Source organism: Sphingomonas sp. BE123, from assembly GCF_031456015.1.
Taxonomy (GTDB): Bacteria; Pseudomonadota; Alphaproteobacteria; order Sphingomonadales; family Sphingomonadaceae; genus Sphingomonas.
The window spans coordinates 972293-989760 of sequence record NZ_JAVDTW010000002.1 but is presented as its reverse complement, the minus strand read 5'-3'; the positions used below and the strand labels follow the sequence as shown (position 1 = coordinate 989760).

Sequence of the window (17468 nt, the reverse complement as noted above, 5' to 3'; positions counted from 1 at the left end):
CGAAATGCGAGGGGACTAGCGATGGAACTGACGATCGGAACCTTCTTCATCCTGATGCTACTGGTGCTGCTGTACCTGTTCGCCAGCATCAAGATCGTCCGGCAGGGCTATCATTACACGATCGAGCATTTCGGCCGCTTCACCGCCGTCGCGCAGCCGGGGTTCAACCTCTACCCCGCCTTTTTCTATCGCGTCGGGCGCCGCGTGAACATGATGGAGCAGGTGATCGACATTCCGGGGCAGGAGATCATCACCAAGGACAACGCCATGATCTCGACCGATGGCGTCGTCTTCTTCCAGGTGCTCGACGCGCCCAAGGCGGCGTATGAGGTCAGCGATCTCTATGTCGCGCTGCTCAACCTCGTGACGACCAACCTGCGCACGGTGATGGGATCGATGGACCTCGACGAGACGCTGTCGAAGCGCGACGAGATCAACGCGCGGCTGCTCAACGTCGTCGATCATGCGACCACGCCGTGGGGCGTCAAGATCACCCGAGTCGAGATCAAGGACATCCGCCCGCCCGCCGACATCGTCAACGCGATGGCGCGACAGATGAAGGCCGAGCGCGAGAAGCGCGCCAACATCCTCGAGGCCGAGGGCAGCCGCGCGTCGGAGATCCTGCGCGCCGAGGGGCAGAAACAGGCCCGCATCCTTGAAGCCGAGGGACGCAAGGAATCCGCCTTCCGCGACGCCGAGGCACGCGAGCGCGCGGCCGAGGCCGAGGCAAAGGCGACGCAGCTGGTCAGCCAGGCGGTCGAGAGCGGATCGGCCGCATCGCTCAATTACTTCATCGCGCAGAAATATGTCGAAGCAGTCAGCAAGTTCGCGACCAGCCCGAACGCCAAGACGATCCTGTTCCCGGTCGAGGCGACGCAGCTGATCGGCACGCTGGGCGGTATCGGCGAGCTGGCGAAGGAAGCGCTGGGCGGCAAGGACACGCCGCCTGCGCCCCCCGCCCCGCCCGCGCGCGTGCGCCAGTCGCCGTTCGGAGCCGCGCAGGAATGAGCGAGTGGCTGTCGGATCAGGCAGGGTTCGTCTGGCTGATCGTCGCGGCGCTGTTCGCGATCTGCGAGCTGCTGATCCCGGGCGTGTATCTGACCTTCCTTGCGCTCGGCGCGGCGGCGACCGGCGTGCTGGCGCTGCTGTTTCCCGAGCTGGGCGCGATCGGCCAGTTCATCAGCTTTGCGGCATGGTCGACGGTCGCGGTCCTGGTCGGCAAGCGCTGGTATGGCGCGAACCCGGTGCCGAGCGCCGACCCCGACCTCAACAACCGCGCTGCGCGGATGATCGGGCAAAGCGTGACCGTGGTCGAGGCGATTGACGGCGGCACCGGACGCGTGCGCGTCGGCGATGGCGAATGGCCGGCGGAGGGACCGGATCTCCCCGCCGGAAGCAAGGGCCGGATCGTCGCCGTGCGCGGCGGGATCGTGGTGGTCGAACCGGTGCGCGCCATCGCCTCCGACTGAGCCTGTTGCCGCCTTGCGGCTGCTGCCGTCCGGCTGAACGCGTGCGGCCGGCCTGCTTACCGGATCGAAGGGATTTGCCCGCTAACCCTGCGCGCCAGGGAGCGGATCGATGTACGTTGAACGGATCGACTGGGCAAAGCAGCGCATCGGCGTCGCGGTGGAGCGGCAGCCGGGCATCAGCCGCGTCGTGGACTTGCTCTGCCCTGCCCTCGCCCCGCATCACCGCTTTTTGCGCGCCGCCTGGTTCGGCGCGGCGGACGACGGCCGCGCGGCAACGCTGATCGCGTGGCGCGCCGACGAGACGCCGGTGGCGGCGCTCCCGACGGTCGGCTTTGGTCCGGCACTGGTCGGCGCGCGGACCGTACCGGGCAGCTACTGGCCGTTCCGTGCGCTGCCGATCGCGGCAGATGCCACCGCCGAGGAGCTTGCCGACTTCCTCACCCATCCGGTGACGCTCGGCGCGCTGGGGCAGCTGTGGCGGCTTGGCCCGACCTATGCCGATGATCCCGCAGCGCAGCTGTTCTCGCGCGCCGCCGCGATGGCGGGATGGACGGTGCTGTCGCGCCCGCTGGGGCAAAGTTTCCTCTTCGATCCGGCGACCGGCTGGCCGCGCGCATCGACGCGGCGGCGGCTCAACAACTATGCGCGGCAGCTGGCGCAGCAGGGCGCGGTCACCATCGAGTGCGCGCGCGGGTCCGGCTGGAGCGCGGCGCTGCTCGACGATCTCGGCGCGATCGAGCAGGCGAGCTGGGTCGGTCGCGCGACCGACGGAACGGGCGCCAAATTCCTGTCCGAAACACGCCGCGCCGACTGGCGGCGCGTGCTGAGCGATCCCGTTCTGGCCAATATGCTGATGGCAACGGTGCTGCGCGTCGACGGGCGGCCCATTGCCTTCTCGTTCGACCTGCTGACCCCGCCGGTCCAGTACAGCATCGCCAGCAGCTATGACGAGGCCTTTGCCGCCTATCGCCCCGGCAAGCTGGTCACTGCCCATCTGGTGAGCCAGGCAGCGGCACTGGGAATCGAGCGGATCGATTTCGGCGCGGGCGATTCGGGCTACAAGCGCGAAATGGGCGCGGAAGCGGGGTCGCGGATCGTCGACCTGCTGCTGGTGCGCAACCGCGCGGCATCGTCGCTGCTCCAGCTGCGCTGGGGCCCGGAATGCGCCATCGCCGGTGAAGCCTATCGCACCGCCAGCCTGCTCCGCCACGCCGCCCGCGCGCGCAAGGGGCGCAGCCGCATCGACATGCTGATGGCGATGGGCGCGATCGCGGCGGCGGCGATCAGTTTCGGGGAATAGGCGCGGTTAGCGGGTGGCGCTGGCCATCCCTGCGGCTAAGGTAACGCGGGTAACAACCCTTCCGCGTATCCGGAGCCCGCATGACCCCCACCCGCCGCCAGTTCCTTGCCTCAACCGCCACCCTCGCCGCATTTCCCGCCTTGCCCGCCTGCGCCAAGGGCGCGCCATCGGCGGACGCCGCGGCCGATGCGCTGTTGAGCGCGACTGCCGAACAATTGCTGACCAGCTCGCCCGAAAGCGCGACCTCGCTCGGCATCGACAAGGGCGAGCGCGCGCACCTCAGGTCGATGGTCGAGGATCGCAGCATGGCGGGCCGGCAGAAGGTGGCCGAGGGCCTGCGGGCACGCATCGCGCAGCTCGACGCACTCGACCGCAGCACGCTGTCGCCGGTGATGCAGACCAATGTCGATGTCGTGCGCACCGCGTTCCAGACCGGACTGGACGGCTTTGCCTTCGGCTATGGCGATGTCGCGGTCGGCGGGTGGCGCAACACCCCCTATGTCGCGATCCAGAATGTCGGCGCCTATCTCGACATGCCGCGCTTCCTCGACAGCGATCACAAGGTCGAGAGCGCGGCGGATGCGGCGTCGTGGCTGACGCGGTTCGAGGGCTGGGCCGGACAGATCGACGGCGAGACCGAGCGGCTGAAGATCGCGTACGACAAGGGCGTCGTCGCGCCCGATTTCCTGCTCGACAAGTGCCTGCGCCAGATCGCGCTGACCCGCGGCACCGATGCGGGCAAATGGGAGCTGGTCGAAAAGTTCACCGGGAACAAGGTCGTGACCGGCGATCAGGCGGTGGCGGCGGCGAAGCTGGCGGCGGGGAAAATCGCCCCGGCGCTCGACCGCCAGATCGCCGAGCTCAAGCGCCATCGTGCAAAGGCGACGTCGGATGCGGGCGTGTGGAAATTCCCGGACGGCGAGGCCTATTACGCCTGGGCGCTGCGCGCGGCGACCACCACGACGATGACCCCGGACGAAGTCCACCGCGCCGGGCAGGAGGAGCTGAAAGCGCTCCAGTCGGAGATGGACGGCATCCTGCGCAAGCTCGGCTACAGCCAGGGGACGGTCGGCGCGCGCATGACCGCGCTCGGCAAGGATCCGAAGTTCCTCTATCCCGACACCGATGCGGGGCGACAGGAAATCCTCGCCTATATGACCAAGACGATCGCAGACATGAAGGCCAAGATGCCGCAGGCGTTCCACACATTGGTGCGCGGCAATGTCGAGGTAAAGCGCTTGCCACTGGCCGAGGAGCCGGGCGCACCGGGCGCCTATGGCGGCGCGGGGTCGATCGACGGCACGGTGCCGGGACGCGTCTGGCTCAACCTGCGCACCACGCATCTGCACACCAAATACAGCCTCGCCACCCTTGCCTATCATGAGGGCATTCCGGGCCATGCGTGGCAGGGCGAATATACGTTCAAGCTGCCGCTGGTCCGCTCGCTGCTCGGCTTCAACGCCTATAGCGAGGGTTGGGCGCTCTACGCCGAACAGCTCGGCGCGGAGTTGGGGGCGTATGACAGCGATCCGGTCGGGCGGCTGGGCTATCTCCAGAGCCTCGCGTTCCGTGCGTGCCGTCTGGTGGTCGACACCGGGCTGCACGCCAAGCGCTGGACGCGGCAACAGGCGATCGAATGGTTCGCCACCGCCAACGGCTCGTCGGTCGAGGAAGTGAGCGGCGAGGTCGACCGCTATTGCAGCTGGCCGGGTCAGGCGTGCGGCTACAAGCTGGGCCACACCGCGATCAACCGGCTGCGCACCAGGGCGCAGCGCGAACTTGGCCCGCGTTACGATTTCCGCGCGTTCAACGACGCGCTGGTGCTCGGCGGCGGGGTGCCGATGAGCGTTCTGGAAAGCGTGATCGACCGGCACATCGCCAGCCGCAAGGCCTAGGGTCGCGCGTCGTCCGGGATCGTGCCGGCGCCGCCGCTCGCGCCCTCCTCGCCCGGCGCGGGCGGCACGGGTAGCGCGGCCGGATCGGTCCAGCCGGGGCGGCCCAGCTCCATGCGGCCGCGCGGCAATGCTTCAGGCATTTCGTCGCGAATGAACGCCAGAATCCCCTCGCGAACGTCGCAGCGCAGGTCGAAGGCATTGGCCGCGTCCCGGGCCGTGACCAGCGCACGGACCTCGATCGCGTCCGGCCGGGTATCGGTGACCTGCAGCACAAAGCCGCGCCCGTCCCAGCGCTCGTTGGCGCGCACCAGTTCCTCCAGCCGCGCGCGCAGCCGTGCGATGTCCGCAGTCGGATCGAGCCAGAAAAAGGCTGTCCCGTGGAGCTGGCTCGAATTGCGCGTCCAGTTCTGGAAACTTTCTTCCAGGAACTTCGAAACCGGCACCACCAATCGCCGCTCGTCCCAGATCGCGACCACGACATAGGTCAGGCGGATTTCCTCGATCCGGCCCCATTCGCCATCGATGATGACGACATCGTCGATCCGGATCGGCTCGGTGAACGCCATCTGGATGCCGGCGATGATGTTCTTGAGCGCGGGTTGCGCGGCGGCGCCGACCGCAAGCCCGGCAAGGCCCGCCGAAGCCATCAGCGTGACCCCGACCGATCGAACGCTGGGGATCGAGAGCAGCATCAGGCAGATGGTCACGAACCCGACCAGAAACACGGCGACGCGGGTCAGAATGGCGCTGCGCGTTCGCCGGCGGCGCGCGCGGAGATTGTCGGCTACGCTGATATCGGCGCTCAGTTCGACCGCCCTGCCCCCGGCGCGGATCAGGTTGATCGCGAGCCAGCCGAGCAGGAGCGGCACGATCATCCCCGCCGCCTGCCCCCACAAGGCGCGGGCGCCGTCGTCGAGGTGAAGCAATTGCCGCACCGATGCGAGCGCCAGGGCGACGACAATCCAGCGCGCGGGCCGTGCTGCCGCATCGACAAAGACGTCGTCGATCGATTCCGGCGTGCGCGCGGCGAGTTGGCGCGCGATCCGCATTGCGGCCCAATGGACCACCAACGCGATCAGGATCGCGGCGAGCACGGTCAGTGAGTCGACGACCTGAACAGGCACGTCCCAGCGCTCGGGAAAAATCTGCCGCATTGCAGCATGAACCGGCCACGCCGCAGCCGGTTCCCGCTACGGTCGCCTACTGGCGGATACGCCCGATCTGCGCCTCGTGAGATCGGGAAGCGGGGCGCGAGGTCCGGCGGACCGTCGCGCCCCGTCGCGATCAGGCGGGTTCGGCAGTGCGGCTGCGCGGTGCCGCGTCACGGACACCCGCGTCGACATGATCCGCGAACTGCGCGAAATTGGCGACGAATTCGTCCACCAGCTTGGCGGCGGTCGCGTCATATTCGCCCTTGTCCGCCCAGGCGGCGCGCGGGTCGAGCATGTTGGGGTCGATCTCGCCGACCGCGACCGGAACCATGAAGCCGAAATTGGGGTCCTGACGGAACTCCGCGTCCTTCAGGCTGCCGTCGAGCGCAGCGTTGAGCAGCGCGCGGGTGACGCGGATCGGCATGCGCTTGATCCCGGGCATCGTCGCCTTGCCGCCGCTCCAGCCGGTGTTGACCAGCCAGCAATCGACCCCGCCCTTGGCGATCCGCTCCTTGAGCAGATTGCCATAGACCGACGGATGGCGCGGCATGAACGGCGCACCGAAACAGGTCGAGAAGGTCGCCGACGGCTCGGTCACGCCGATCTCGGTGCCCGCGACGCGCGCGGTGTAACCCGAGAGGAAGTGATACATCGCCTGTTCCGGCGTCAGCTTTGCGATCGGGGGGAGCACGCCATAGGCGTCGGCGGTGAGGAAGATGATGTTCTGCGGCACCGGCCCCAGATTCTTCTCGCTCGTGTTCGGAATGAAATCGAGCGGGTAGGAGCCGCGGCTGTTTTCCGCCAGGCTGTTGTCGAACAGGTCGATCTCGCGCGTTTCGGCGTCCATCACGACATTTTCGAGCACCGTGCCGAAGCGCTTGGTGGTCGCGAAAATCTCCGGCTCGGCCTCGGCCGACAGGTTGATCATCTTGGCGTAGCAGCCGCCCTCGAAATTGAAGACCGCGGTGTCCGACCAGCCATGCTCATCGTCGCCGATCAGCGTGCGGCTGGCATCGGCCGACAGCGTCGTCTTGCCGGTACCCGAGAGGCCGAAGAACACCGCCGTGTCGCCGTTCGGGCCGATATTGGCCGAGCAGTGCATCGGCATGATGCCCTTCACCGGGAGGAGGTAGTTGAGCAGGCCGAACACGCTCTTCTTCATCTCGCCAGCATAGGCGGTGCCGCCGATCAGGATCAGCTTTTCGGTCAGGTTGACCGCGATCACCGTCTCGCTGCGGCAGCCATGCTTGGCTGGGTCCGCGCGGAAGCTCGGCAGGTCGATGATCGTATATTCGGGGTCGAAGCCGGGCAGCTCGTCCGCCTCCGGCCGGCACAGCAACGTGCGGATGAACAGGCTGTGCCACGCATATTCGTTGACGACGCGGACGCGCACGCGATGCTCGGGCTGCGAACCGCCGTACAGGTCCTGCACGAACAGCGTGTCCTTGCTCCCAAGGTGCGTCAGGAAATCGGCCTTGAGCGCCGCGAAATGCTCCGGCGTCATCCCGACATTGGTGCTGCCCCACCACACGCTGTTCTCGGTCTCGGCATCGCGGACGATGAACTTGTCTTTGGCGCTGCGCCCGGTGTGCTTGCCGGTTTCGACGACCAGCGGTCCGTCCTTGGCGAGGCGGCCCTCGCCGCGCTGGACGGCATGCTCGACCAGCGGCGCGGTCAGCAGGTTCCAGTGGATGGCGGTGCCAGCCGCGACGCCCAGCGCGTCGAGGCCGATCTTCGGGGTACGATCGGTCACGTCTCTCTCCTCCGCCGCGCCTCGCTGCGCGGGTCTGCATTCGTATGCGTGGAGTCGCGCATAGGCGGCGGAAAAAAGGGGGGTCAACCGGAGTAACCGGTGTCAAAAGCGCGTTAACCGGCTATTTTTGGCTGACAACGCTGACCTGTTGCATCGTGGTGCGCACCGACCCGATCACGCCGACTTCCAGCCAATGCTTAAGGAGCGCCGCCGCTGCCGCTGCGGCCCCTTCCGCACTGAACCGGTCGGCCACACGGGCGCAGATGTCGCCAAAGGTCGCGCCGTGCAGCGCCATGTTCAGCGCCTCGCCCTCGTGGTCGGGGAGGAGCGCGAACACCGCTTCCTCGCCTTCGCGCCAGACGAGCAGCCATTGCGGCTGATCCAGCCGCTCGACCACCGGCTGATTCGCATCGTCTGCTAGCGACCGCCACAGGCGGGGCAAATCATGGGTCACCGGTCGCAGCGCCGTTCCGGCGACCGGCACCGGCACGAACCGCTCCCATTCCGCCGCATCGAAGGCCGCCGTCGCCGCGGCAAAACCGGCATGGGTCAGCGGAGCTTCGTCACGGGCCGTAAACGCGGTTTGCATCGCCCATTCCAGCCAGGCGAGTTCGGCCACATCGGGGTCGTTGGCAAACAGCCCGTCGCAGGTCTGGGCGAACCCCTCACCTGCCCGGTCGATCGTCCAGGACGATGGCGGGTGCGCGATCAAATGGTGCGCCGCGGCCTGATGAAAGACCTCTGAGCCGACCAGCCGGGCAGTGCGCGCATAGCTGTCCGCCAGCACGTCGAGCAGCCGCACGCGATAACCGTTGCGATAGACCGCCATGCCCGCCGCGCGCGTAGCGTCGAGGCCGAACGGCAACGGCGCATCATCGTCGTGCAGACATGCCAGAAACGCGTCCTGAAGCATCGCAAGCGCGGTCATGCCGCTGCCTCCAGCCGCGCGGTCGCGGCGATGCTGCGCGCGCGATCGAGCTCGTTCAGCAGCTCGGGCAAGGGCGGGATCGCGTCATCACGCTCGATCATCACCGCAACCGGGCCGAGCAGCGGCATCGCCCGCGCGAACAGCGCCCAGACCGCGTCACAAACCGGTCGGTCATGCGTGTCGATCACGATCTCGCCAGGGGTGTACCCGGCGAGATGCACCTGCCGCACCCGCTCGGCAGGGATGCCCGCGAGGTAATCCACCGGATCGAAGCCTAGATTGCACGCGCTGACGTAGATGTTGTTGACGTCGAGCAACAGGTAACAGCCGGTGCGGCGGCTCATCTCGGCCAGAAACTGCCACTCGGCGAAATCGTCCTGCGGAAAGGACAGATAGCTCGACGGATTTTCGAACAGCAGCGCGCGGCCCAGCGCCGTTTGCGCACGGTCGATATTGTCGCACACCAGATCGAGTGCATCGCGAGTCAGCGGCATCGGGAGCAGGTCATGACTATTGTGTGCGCTGGTCCGCGTCCAGCATAGGTGGTCGGACACCCATAGGGGGTCGATCCGGTCAGCCAGCGCGCGCAAGCGGGCGAGATGATCGGGGTCGAGGCCATGCGCCGATCCAATCGACATCGACACGCCATGCAGGATCACCGGCAGCTTCGCGCGCACCTGCTCCAGGATGCGCAACGGGCGGCCGCCATCGACCATGAAGTTTTCGGAGATCACCTCCACGAAATCGACCGGCACCTCGCCGTCGAGGAAGTCGCGATAATGGTCGCGGCGCAGGCCAAGACCGAAGCCGCCAAGGGACATGCATGCAGGCATCACGTTGTTCCTCGATGAAACCAGTGTGTGATCCGGCGGGCCAGGTTTACGGGGACGACCCGCCGGATCGGACGGATCAGCCGAGGTCGCCGATAGTTCCGCCCTTTGAGAGGCATTCGCCGGCCTTCATCGCCTTGAAGCCATGGCCCTTGCACGCATTCTGACCCTTGCACTGGTGTTCGGTCGTCGCGCAGTCGGACTGGCCCTTGCAGCTGTGCAGGCCATAGCAATGCACCGTGTCCTTCGCGCCGACCGCGCGGCCCTTGCTGCCCGCAGGCGTGTCAGCGGCGAAGGCCGCGACCGAACCGAGTGCAATGGCGGCGGCGGTGGCGGCGATGGATGCGGCGGTGCGCGTTGCGGTCTTCATGTCGCTAGTCCTTTCAAGCGGATCGTCGTGCGAAAGCGCACAGTGGCTAGTTCGCCGCACCCGCCGCCGGGGTTACACCCGAAACAATTTTTCCTGCGTTGTAACGATTGCCGACGCGCTTCCGAATAAGCGGCTGTGCCGATGATGATCCCATGCGTCGGCATCGCACCCTTATCTGGAGACGATGACGATGACTGCTTCCACGATTGCCCGCATCGCCGGGCTCGCCGCCACCGCAGGCCTTGCCGCTGCCCTCAGCACCGCACCCGCCGCCGCGCAGAAGCCCGAGATGGAAAAATGCTATGGCATCGCCAAGGCGGGCAAGAATGACTGTGCGGCGGGCCCCGGCACCAGCTGCGCCGGGAGCTCGACCCGCGACTATCAGGGCAATGCCTGGAAGCTGGTGCCCAAGGGCACGTGCGCGAAGACCGAAACGCCCAAGGGCAAGGGTTCGCTGACCCCGGTCCAGCGCTGACCCCTTCGCATCTGACAGGATATCGACATGCAGCGCATCGCATCTTTGTATGACCGGGCCGTCACTCTGGTCGGTTCGCGCACGGCAGAGGGCGTTGCGCTGCTGCTCACGCGGGTCGCGCTCGCCGGAGTGTTCTGGCGCGCGGGCCGCAGCAAGGTGGTGGAGGGCAGCTGGTTCGAACTCAGCGACTCCACCCGCTATCTGTTCGAACATGACTACAGCGCGGTCCCGCTGCCGCCCGAACTTGCCGCACCAATGGCACTGATGGCCGAACATCTGTTCCCAGCGCTGCTGCTGATCGGCCTGGCGACGCGCTTCTCCGCGCTCGCGCTGCTCGGCATGACGCTGGTCATCCAGGTTTTCGTTTATCCCGATGCTTGGTGGGCGACACATATCCTCTGGGTCGCACTGGCAGCTATCCTGATCGCGCGGGGTGGCGGCGTCGTATCGCTCGATGCGATGATCGACGGCAGGCGCGGCCGGCTGGGCTGAACCGAGGCGCGACGGGAGGGCGGCGATGATTGCTGACGAAGCCGGCTTCGTGCGGCTGATGATCGCCTCTCAGGCAGGCGACAGTCGCGCCTACACTGTCCTGTTGACCGAAGTGCAGCTGTGGCTGGAACGTTATTTCCGCCGCCGCGTCGCACCGGGGCAGCTTGACGATCTGGTGCAGGACGTGTTGCTGGCGGTGCACGCCAAGCGGGCGACCTGGGATGAGACGCGCGCCTTTCTCCCGTGGCTCGCGGCCATCGCGCGCTACCGCTGGGTCGATCATCTGCGACGGGTCTATCGCACGGCCGAAGACGCGCTGGAGGATCAGGATTCGGCGGAAGACAGCGACGAAGATGCAGTGCTGGCGCGGATGAGCCTGGAGCGGCTGTTTGTTCACCTGCCGCCGGGCCAGTGCGCGGCGATCGAACTGGTCAAGATCAAGGGGCTGTCTGTCGCAGAAGCGGCCGAACGCAGCGGTCAGAGCGAAAGCCTCATCAAGGTCAATATCCATCGCGGTTTGAGAAAACTCGCCACGCTCGTAGAAGAGGCTGACTGACCATGCCCCGCCCGCCTTCGCCCCTGATTGCCCAGCTCGCCAAAGGGCTTGAGCCCGTGAGCCCGTTGCGGACGAAACAGGGCCTGCGTTGGCTGACACTTGCCATGGCCGCGACGATCGCGGCGGTGGCGCTCGCAATGGGACTGTGGTCCGGCCCGCTTCTGGGCGAGGCGAGCAGCATGTTCTTTGTCGCGAACGCGCTGATCGGCCTTGTCGGGCTTGTCGCGGCGCTTGGGGTCATTCGCATGGCCGGACCACGCGTCGGCGCGCGGCAGGATAGCGCGCGCTGGCTAATGGTCGCGCTCGCCATCTTACCCGCGACTGCGGTCTTGGTTGTGCTCCTGAACGGTCATCCGCTGGGGCATGACTATGCCGTGCACGGTCTCGAATGCTTTCTCGCCGGCACAGCAAGCGGTGCTGGCGTCGCGGCAGCATTGATTGCATGGCTGCGCCGGGGTGCGCCGGTCGCCCTGAACAGCGCCGGCTTCTACACCGGCGTAGCTGCGGGCGCGCTGGGCAGCTTTGCTTACGGATTGTCATGCCCGATCGACACAATCGCGCATCTCGGAATCTGGCACGTCGCACCGGTTGCGATATGGGCGGCGCTGGGGCGCTTGCTCGTGCCGCGCTGGATTCGCTGGTAACGCGATTGGCGGCTGCGGGGCGCCGTGGCCCGTTGAGCCGCGCCGCACATTCCGCTACCCCCGCACCATGACCGCAACGATTGCGCTGGTCGATGACGACCGCAACATCCTGACGTCCGTGTCGATCGCGTTGCAGGCCGAGGGGTTTGTCACGCGCGTCTATTCGGATGGGGAGGCGGCGCTGAAGGCGCTGGTCGACAATCCGCCCGAGCTGGCGGTGCTCGACATCAAGATGCCGCGCATGGACGGGCTCGAGCTGCTGCGGCGGCTGCGCGAGAAGAGCCAGATCCCGGTGATCTTCCTGACCAGCAAGGATGACGAGCTGGACGAGGCGCTGGGTCTGGCGATGGGCGCGGACGATTACATCGCCAAGCCGTTCAGCCAGCGGCTGCTGATCGCCCGCATCCGCGCGATCCTGCGCCGGACCGAGCTGGTCGCGGCGACGGCGCAGGGCGAAGAAGAGGCAGCGGCCGAGGTCCAGCCGGTGATCGAGCGCGGGCCGCTGACGATGGACCCGGCACGACACAAGGTGACGTGGAAGGGCGACAACGTCACGCTGACCGTCACCGAGTTCATGATCCTCGAAACGCTCGCCCAGCGGCCCGGCATCGTCAAGACGCGCAACCAGCTGATGGATGCGGCGTATCAGGACGATATTTACGTCGATGACCGCACCATCGACAGCCATATCAAGCGCGTGCGCCGCAAATTTCGGCAGGTCGATCCGACATTCGACGCCATCGAGACGCTCTATGGCGCCGGATATCGCTTCTCCGACGAATAGGTCCGCCGCGACGCGGGAAGAGCGCGACCTGTCGCTGCGCTGGTCCGGCCGGGTCAGCCTGACGCCGCGCATTCTGGCGGTGAACATCTTTGCGCTGGTGATGCTGGCGGGCGGTTTCTTCTACCTCGACAGCTATCGCGCGCGCATCGTCGACAGCCGCGTCGAACAGGCGAGCCGCGAGGCGCGGCTGATCGCGCAGGCGGTGGCGATGACGCCGCCCGACGACCGCACCGCGCTGATCGAACGCGTGGCGAGCGAGGCCGACATCCGCATCCGCCTGTACGATCGCGCCGGGCGGATGACGCTCGACACGCGCGCGCTGGGGCTCAACAATTTCGTGCTGCGCGATCCCGACAAGGACCCGTGGAACCAGAGCGCGGCGCGCTTTCTCGACGCGGTGATCGACAAGGTGGCGGGCGCCGACCGGGTCGCACAGTTTCGCGAACGCGCGCCCGACCGGGGCCTTGACTGGCCCGACCTGGCCGCAGCGCTGCGCACCGGCGAAGCCAGCGCGAGCGTGTGGCGCGCGCCGGATCGCACGCCGGTCATCACCGCCGCCGCGCCCTATGGCCCGGGGGGAGCGGTGTTCACCAGCTCCAACGCGCGCGACATCACGCAGCGGGTGCGGATCGAGCGGTTCCGACTGGGGCTGGTGCTCGCCTTTACCGCCGGGCTGTCGATCTTCCTCTCGCTGTTCCTCGCCCGAACCATCGTCCGCCCGCTGCGCCGCCTTGCCCGCGCGGCGGTGCGGGTGCGGCTGGGGCGCGCGCGCGAGGTGGTGGTACCGCGTCTGCCCGAGCGGCGCGACGAGATCGGCCACCTCGCCCGGTCGCTATCGGACATGAGCCTGGCGCTACGCGCGCGGATCGACGCGACCGAGGCATTCGCCGCCGATCTGGCGCATGAGATCAAGAACCCGCTCGCCTCGCTCCGCTCCGCGGTCGACAGCCTGATGGCGGTGCGCGATCCGGAATTGCAGGCGCAGCTGCTGGCGGTAGTGCGCGACGATGTGTTGCGGCTCGACCGGCTGATCAGCGATATCTCCGAAGCCTCGCGCCTCGACGCGCAGCTGTCGCGCGCCAAATTCGATCCGGTCGATCTGGCCGCGATGCTCGCCGCCATGGTCGAACACCGCACCGCGCGCGGGATCGAGCGCAACATCCGCCTGCGCTTCGACGCGCCCCCGGGGGCAGCGCCAGCCCCGCTGGTGATGGGCGAAGGCGCGCGACTGGAGCGCGTGTTCGCCAATCTGATCGACAACGCCATCTCGTTCTCGCCCGATGGCGGGACGGTGGCGCTGTCGCTCATTCCGGCGGGCGAGATGCTCGAGGCACGCGTCGAGGATGAGGGGCCGGGCGTGCCGGAAGACGCGCGCGAGGCGATTTTCCGCCGCTTCCACACCGACCGGCCCGAGGGGGAGGAATTCGGCAAACATTCCGGACTGGGGCTTGCGATCGCGCGGACCATCGTCGAAGGCCATCAGGGAACGATCGGCGTCGAAACGCGCGAAGACCGGATTCGCGGCGCCCGGTTCGTCGTCCGCCTGCCGCGCGTGCAGGAACGGTAGCAACACGGAGGCGATACGTGGCGATCCTGTCTTCCGAAACGCTCCATGCCTCGTGCGTCGCGATCGACGGTAGCGCCGTGCTGGTCGAGGGGCGGTCGGGCGAAGGCAAGTCGGATCTGGCGCTGCGCCTGATCGACCGCGGCGCGATGCTGGTCGCGGACGACTATACGATCTGTACGCGCCGTGATGGCGTGCTGCACGCCGCCGCCCCCGCGACCATCGCCGGCCGGATCGAAGTGCGCGGGATTGGCGTCATCCCCCTGCCCCATGCCGAAAGCGCCCCGGTCGCGCTGCTCATCACGATTTTCGACGATCCGCCACGCATGCCCGATCTGCCGCAGCGGCGCCGGATCGCCGGCGTCGACGTGCCGGTCGTCGCGCTTCCCGCACTCGAACCGTCCGCGCCGATCAAGGTCGAACTGGCGCTGCGTCACCTCAAGGAGCTGGGCCGATGAACAGGCGCCGTCCCAAGCAGATTCTGCTCGTCACCGGCATGTCGGGGGCGGGCAAATCGACCGTGCTGCGCACGCTGGAGGATCTGGGCTGGGAAGTGGTCGACAATCTGCCGCTGCTGCTGCTCAACCGTCTGCTCGACACCGACCCGCCCGAAGGGGCGGATGGCGACGACCGGCCGCTGGCGCTCGGCATCGGCACCCGCACCCGCGCGTTCGACGCCGACAGCATCGTGCGCCGCATCAAGAAGCTGCGCGACGAACGCGGCTATGACATGGGGACCCTGTTCCTCGACTGTTCTGGGTCGGAGCTGGAACGCCGCTATTCCGAGACCCGGCGCCGCCACCCGCTCGCGCTCGACCGTCCGGCGAGCGACGGCATCCATCGCGAGCGCGAGTTGCTTCAGCCGCTGCGTCGCTGGGCCAATCGCGTCGTCGACACGACGAGCATGAGCGCGAACGAGCTGGCGCAGCAGATCCGGCGGACCTTTTCCGGCCCGGGCCTTGGCGAGACGGTGGTGTCGGTGATGTCGTTCGGCTTTGCCCGCGGCATTCCCGCCGGCGCCGACCTGGTGCTCGACATGCGCTTCCTGCGCAATCCGCACTGGGTCGAATCGCTCCGGCCCGGGACGGGCAAAGATGCGGACGTCGCCGCCTATGTCGCCGCCGATACCGCCTATCCCGAAGCGATGCAGCGGATCGAGGATCTGATCCTGCTGCTGCTCCCGCGCTATCAGGCGGAGGGGAAATCCTATGTCACCCTTGCCTTTGGCTGTACCGGGGGAAGACACCGGTCGGTCCATGTCGCCGAACGTATCGCTACGCGGTTGCGCGATGCGGGTTTTTCGCCCACGGTAACACATCGTGACTTGCAGACCGCGCCGCAGGACTCGCTAGAAGGCCCGCCGGTCGGCAAATGAACCGCATGGGACAAATGTAACGACATGATTGGACTGGTACTCGTGACGCACGGGCGGCTCGCGGAGGAGTTCGTCGTCGCGATGGAGCATGTTGTCGGACGGCAGGATCGAATCGCGACCATCGCGATCGGGCCTGAAGATGACATGGAAGAGCGCCGCAGCGATATCGCCAAGGCGATCCTGGCCGTCGATGGTGGCCGCGGGGTCATTGTCCTGACCGACCTGTTCGGCGGTACCCCGTCGAACCTTGCCATTTCGCTGATGGAAGCGGGCAAGGTCGAGGTGATCGCGGGCATCAACCTGCCCATGCTGATTCGCCTGGGCGGCGCGCGCAAGACGATGAAGGTGACCGAAGCGGTGGCAGCGGCGCGTGAGGCCGGGCGCAAATACATTACCGTCGCTTCCGAGGTGCTGGGCGAGGCGGCCGCTTGAGCCGGGTCAGCCGCACCGTCCTGATCGGCAACCGCCGCGGCCTGCACGCACGCGCGAGCGCCAAGTTCGTCACCCTCGCCTCGGCCCAGCCGGTCGAACTGACGGTCGAGAAGGACGGCAATGCCGTCACCGGCACGTCGATCATGGGCCTGATGATGCTGGGCGCCGCGATGGGCGACACGATCACGATCAGCGCCGCCGGCGACGGCGCCGAGGACGCGGTGCTCAAGCTGGTCGAACTGGTCGAGGATCGCTTCGGCGAGGATTGAGCCGGTGCGCGAAATAACCGCCTTTTCCAATCCGCTGGTGAAGCGGGTCCGCAGCCTGCGCGACAAGAAGCATCGTCGCGACGAGGGGCTATTCCTGGCCGAAGGGCTGCGCATCCTGACCGAGGCGCGCGAGGCGGGGCACCTCCCTGCCTATCTGTTCTTTGCCAAGGGGCATGACGGGCATCCGCTGGCACAGGAGCTGATCGCGGCGACCGAAGCTGCGGGCGGTGAGGTGATCGCGACCGACAGCGACATCCTGTCCAAGCTGTCGGGCAAGGACAATCCCGGCGCGGTGGTTGGCGTGTATCGCGAGCTGTCGACCGATCTTGCCCGCATCGACCGCAGCACCGCGCCCCTCTGGCTGGTGGCAGAGCGGCTGCGCGATCCGGGCAATCTCGGCACGATCCTGCGCACCGCCGACGCGGTCGGCGCGGGCGGGCTGATCTTGGTGGACGAGTGCGTCGACCCGTTCAGCGTCGAGGCCGTGCGCGCGAGCATGGGCGCGCTGTTCACGATTCCCCTGGCGCGCGCGCCGTGGGCGGAGTTCCATGCGTGGCTGCGGTCCGGGCCGGGCCAACTCGTCGGCCTCGCGCTCGAGGGTGCGGTCGATTACCGCGCGCCGGACTTTGCCGCGCCGGTGTTCCTGCTGACCGGGAACGAGGCGCAGGGACTTCCCGACGACTATGCCGCGGCGTGCGATGTGCGCGTGAAAATCCCGATGCTGGGCAAGGCCGACAGCCTCAATGCCGCGGTCGCGACGGCGGTGATGGCGTACACGGTGCTCGACCGAATCCGTCCGTTGGACTGACCGCGCGACCGTTGCACATTGGCAACACGGGCAAACCGCTTCGCTACGCACTTGGAACAAAAACCGGATTCCGTGCGTCGAACCGGGCAAGTCTGGAGACGAGCCGATGTTTTACGACACGACCCCCTTCACCGCCGCCAATAGCGGCTATCGCATTGCCTTTCGCCCCGGGGAGCAGAATATCTGCCCCGGTTGCGGCCAGTCGCACTGGACGATCGGGCGGATGACTGCGGAATGCGCCTTCTGCGCCACCGCGCTGCCGATCAACCATGGCGGCAGCTTTGGCGCGGGCACCTTCCGCGTCAGCGAAAAGTCCAAGCCGCTCGCGGCGTAATTCGCGCGCGGGGAGGTTGGTAAGCCGCCTCCCCCGCGC

General features: G+C 67.3%; 21 protein-coding genes. 16 read left to right on the top strand and 5 right to left on the bottom strand.

Annotated elements, in window-relative coordinates; genetic code table 11:
* Positions 1-21: 21 nt before the first annotated feature.
* From J2Y54_RS12875 to J2Y54_RS12860, 4 genes are all read left to right on the top strand, one after another.
* Positions 22-1008: an SPFH domain-containing protein gene (locus J2Y54_RS12875; protein ID WP_310040221.1), complete on the top strand. Its 987-nt coding sequence runs from the start codon at positions 22-24 to the stop codon at positions 1006-1008.
* The gene (locus tag J2Y54_RS12870) at positions 1005-1469 is read left to right on the top strand and encodes an NfeD family protein (RefSeq protein WP_310040219.1); all 465 of its coding nucleotides are present in this window, start codon (positions 1005-1007) and stop codon (positions 1467-1469) included. Before J2Y54_RS12875 ends, J2Y54_RS12870 begins: the two co-directional genes overlap by 4 nt.
* A gap of 109 nt (positions 1470-1578) precedes the next feature.
* Positions 1579-2769 (top strand): GNAT family N-acetyltransferase, encoded by a 1191-nt coding sequence (locus J2Y54_RS12865; RefSeq protein WP_310040217.1) that lies wholly within the window; start codon positions 1579-1581, stop codon positions 2767-2769.
* 80 nt (positions 2770-2849) lie between these two features.
* The gene (locus J2Y54_RS12860) at positions 2850-4664 is read left to right on the top strand and encodes a DUF885 family protein (protein ID WP_310040215.1); all 1815 of its coding nucleotides are present in this window, start codon (positions 2850-2852) and stop codon (positions 4662-4664) included.
* On the opposite strand, the gene J2Y54_RS12855 is transcribed toward J2Y54_RS12860, so the two are convergent.
* The 5 genes from J2Y54_RS12855 to J2Y54_RS12835 all read right to left on the bottom strand — a co-directional run bounded on the left by J2Y54_RS12855 (position 4661) and on the right by J2Y54_RS12835 (position 9696).
* Positions 4661-5818 (bottom strand): mechanosensitive ion channel domain-containing protein, encoded by a 1158-nt coding sequence (locus J2Y54_RS12855; RefSeq protein WP_310040213.1) that lies wholly within the window; start codon positions 5816-5818, stop codon positions 4661-4663. The genes J2Y54_RS12860 and J2Y54_RS12855 overlap by 4 nt on opposite strands.
* Positions 5819-5948: 130 nt before the next feature.
* Complete coding sequence (locus J2Y54_RS12850; protein ID WP_310040212.1) at positions 5949-7568, bottom strand: phosphoenolpyruvate carboxykinase; 1620 nt, start codon at positions 7566-7568, stop codon at positions 5949-5951.
* 121 nt (positions 7569-7689) lie between these two features.
* Complete coding sequence (locus J2Y54_RS12845; protein WP_310040210.1) at positions 7690-8496, bottom strand: DNA-binding domain-containing protein; 807 nt, start codon at positions 8494-8496, stop codon at positions 7690-7692.
* Positions 8493-9317 (bottom strand): DUF692 domain-containing protein, encoded by an 825-nt coding sequence (locus J2Y54_RS12840; RefSeq protein WP_310040208.1) that lies wholly within the window; start codon positions 9315-9317, stop codon positions 8493-8495. The genes J2Y54_RS12845 and J2Y54_RS12840 overlap by 4 nt, the downstream gene beginning before the upstream one ends.
* Positions 9318-9405: 88 nt before the next feature.
* The gene (locus J2Y54_RS12835; RefSeq protein ID WP_310040207.1) at positions 9406-9696 is read right to left on the bottom strand and encodes a hypothetical protein; all 291 of its coding nucleotides are present in this window, start codon (positions 9694-9696) and stop codon (positions 9406-9408) included.
* A gap of 190 nt (positions 9697-9886) precedes the next feature.
* Between J2Y54_RS12835 and J2Y54_RS12830 the strand changes: the two genes are divergently transcribed.
* The 12 genes from J2Y54_RS12830 to J2Y54_RS12775 all read left to right on the top strand — a co-directional run bounded on the left by J2Y54_RS12830 (position 9887) and on the right by J2Y54_RS12775 (position 17429).
* Positions 9887-10171 (top strand): DUF2282 domain-containing protein, encoded by a 285-nt coding sequence (locus tag J2Y54_RS12830; protein ID WP_310040205.1) that lies wholly within the window; start codon positions 9887-9889, stop codon positions 10169-10171.
* 27 nt (positions 10172-10198) lie between these two features.
* Positions 10199-10663 (top strand): DoxX family protein, encoded by a 465-nt coding sequence (locus J2Y54_RS12825; protein ID WP_310040203.1) that lies wholly within the window; start codon positions 10199-10201, stop codon positions 10661-10663.
* A gap of 25 nt (positions 10664-10688) precedes the next feature.
* The gene (locus tag J2Y54_RS12820; RefSeq protein WP_310040202.1) at positions 10689-11219 is read left to right on the top strand and encodes a sigma-70 family RNA polymerase sigma factor; all 531 of its coding nucleotides are present in this window, start codon (positions 10689-10691) and stop codon (positions 11217-11219) included.
* Between the two features lie 2 nt (positions 11220-11221).
* Complete coding sequence (locus J2Y54_RS12815; RefSeq protein WP_310040200.1) at positions 11222-11863, top strand: DUF1109 domain-containing protein; 642 nt, start codon at positions 11222-11224, stop codon at positions 11861-11863.
* Between the two features lie 67 nt (positions 11864-11930).
* Positions 11931-12647 carry a response regulator transcription factor gene (locus J2Y54_RS12810; protein ID WP_310040199.1) on the top strand — a complete coding sequence of 239 codons (717 nt, stop codon included), beginning with the start codon at positions 11931-11933 and terminating at the stop codon, positions 12645-12647.
* Entirely contained in the window at positions 12616-14214 is a 1599-nt protein-coding gene (locus tag J2Y54_RS12805; protein ID WP_310040198.1) for a stimulus-sensing domain-containing protein, read from the top strand. Before J2Y54_RS12810 ends, J2Y54_RS12805 begins: the two co-directional genes overlap by 32 nt.
* Before the next feature lie 17 nt (positions 14215-14231).
* Entirely contained in the window at positions 14232-14669 is a 438-nt protein-coding gene (locus tag J2Y54_RS12800; protein ID WP_405052918.1) for an HPr kinase/phosphorylase, read from the top strand.
* On the top strand, positions 14666-15586 hold the full coding sequence (rapZ, locus tag J2Y54_RS12795) for an RNase adapter RapZ (protein WP_310040197.1): 921 nt from the start codon (positions 14666-14668) through the stop codon (positions 15584-15586). Before J2Y54_RS12800 ends, rapZ begins: the two co-directional genes overlap by 4 nt.
* 24 nt (positions 15587-15610) lie before the next feature.
* Complete coding sequence (locus tag J2Y54_RS12790; protein WP_310040196.1) at positions 15611-16018, top strand: PTS sugar transporter subunit IIA; 408 nt, start codon at positions 15611-15613, stop codon at positions 16016-16018.
* Positions 16015-16287 (top strand): HPr family phosphocarrier protein, encoded by a 273-nt coding sequence (locus J2Y54_RS12785; RefSeq protein WP_310040195.1) that lies wholly within the window; start codon positions 16015-16017, stop codon positions 16285-16287. The genes J2Y54_RS12790 and J2Y54_RS12785 overlap by 4 nt, the downstream gene beginning before the upstream one ends.
* Positions 16288-16291: 4 nt before the next feature.
* Positions 16292-17095, top strand: coding sequence for an RNA methyltransferase (locus tag J2Y54_RS12780; protein ID WP_310040194.1), 804 nt, complete (start codon positions 16292-16294; stop codon positions 17093-17095).
* Between the two features lie 106 nt (positions 17096-17201).
* Positions 17202-17429 (top strand): hypothetical protein, encoded by a 228-nt coding sequence (locus tag J2Y54_RS12775; RefSeq protein ID WP_310040192.1) that lies wholly within the window; start codon positions 17202-17204, stop codon positions 17427-17429.
* The last annotated feature ends 39 nt before the right edge of the window (positions 17430-17468 follow it).

Bases quoted from the DNA above. Each gene is read 5' to 3' on its own strand.
- J2Y54_RS12875 (WP_310040221.1), top strand. From the start codon at position 22: ATGGAACTGACGATCGGAACCTTCTTCATCCTGATGCTACTGGTGCTG.
- J2Y54_RS12870 (WP_310040219.1), top strand. From the start codon at position 1,005: ATGAGCGAGTGGCTGTCGGATCAGGCAGGGTTCGTCTGGCTGATCGTC.
- J2Y54_RS12865 (WP_310040217.1), top strand. From the start codon at position 1,579: ATGTACGTTGAACGGATCGACTGGGCAAAGCAGCGCATCGGCGTCGCG.
- J2Y54_RS12860 (WP_310040215.1), top strand. From the start codon at position 2,850: ATGACCCCCACCCGCCGCCAGTTCCTTGCCTCAACCGCCACCCTCGCC.
- J2Y54_RS12855 (WP_310040213.1), bottom strand. From the start codon at position 5,818: ATGCGGCAGATTTTTCCCGAGCGCTGGGACGTGCCTGTTCAGGTCGTC.
- J2Y54_RS12845 (WP_310040210.1), bottom strand. From the start codon at position 8,496: ATGACCGCGCTTGCGATGCTTCAGGACGCGTTTCTGGCATGTCTGCAC.
- J2Y54_RS12840 (WP_310040208.1), bottom strand. From the start codon at position 9,317: ATGTCCCTTGGCGGCTTCGGTCTTGGCCTGCGCCGCGACCATTATCGC.
- J2Y54_RS12835 (WP_310040207.1), bottom strand. From the start codon at position 9,696: ATGAAGACCGCAACGCGCACCGCCGCATCCATCGCCGCCACCGCCGCC.
- J2Y54_RS12830 (WP_310040205.1), top strand. From the start codon at position 9,887: ATGACTGCTTCCACGATTGCCCGCATCGCCGGGCTCGCCGCCACCGCA.
- J2Y54_RS12825 (WP_310040203.1), top strand. From the start codon at position 10,199: ATGCAGCGCATCGCATCTTTGTATGACCGGGCCGTCACTCTGGTCGGT.
- J2Y54_RS12820 (WP_310040202.1), top strand. From the start codon at position 10,689: ATGATTGCTGACGAAGCCGGCTTCGTGCGGCTGATGATCGCCTCTCAG.
- J2Y54_RS12815 (WP_310040200.1), top strand. From the start codon at position 11,222: ATGCCCCGCCCGCCTTCGCCCCTGATTGCCCAGCTCGCCAAAGGGCTT.
- J2Y54_RS12810 (WP_310040199.1), top strand. From the start codon at position 11,931: ATGACCGCAACGATTGCGCTGGTCGATGACGACCGCAACATCCTGACG.
- J2Y54_RS12805 (WP_310040198.1), top strand. From the start codon at position 12,616: ATGGCGCCGGATATCGCTTCTCCGACGAATAGGTCCGCCGCGACGCGG.
- rapZ (WP_310040197.1), top strand. From the start codon at position 14,666: ATGAACAGGCGCCGTCCCAAGCAGATTCTGCTCGTCACCGGCATGTCG.
- J2Y54_RS12790 (WP_310040196.1), top strand. From the start codon at position 15,611: ATGATTGGACTGGTACTCGTGACGCACGGGCGGCTCGCGGAGGAGTTC.
- J2Y54_RS12775 (WP_310040192.1), top strand. From the start codon at position 17,202: ATGTTTTACGACACGACCCCCTTCACCGCCGCCAATAGCGGCTATCGC.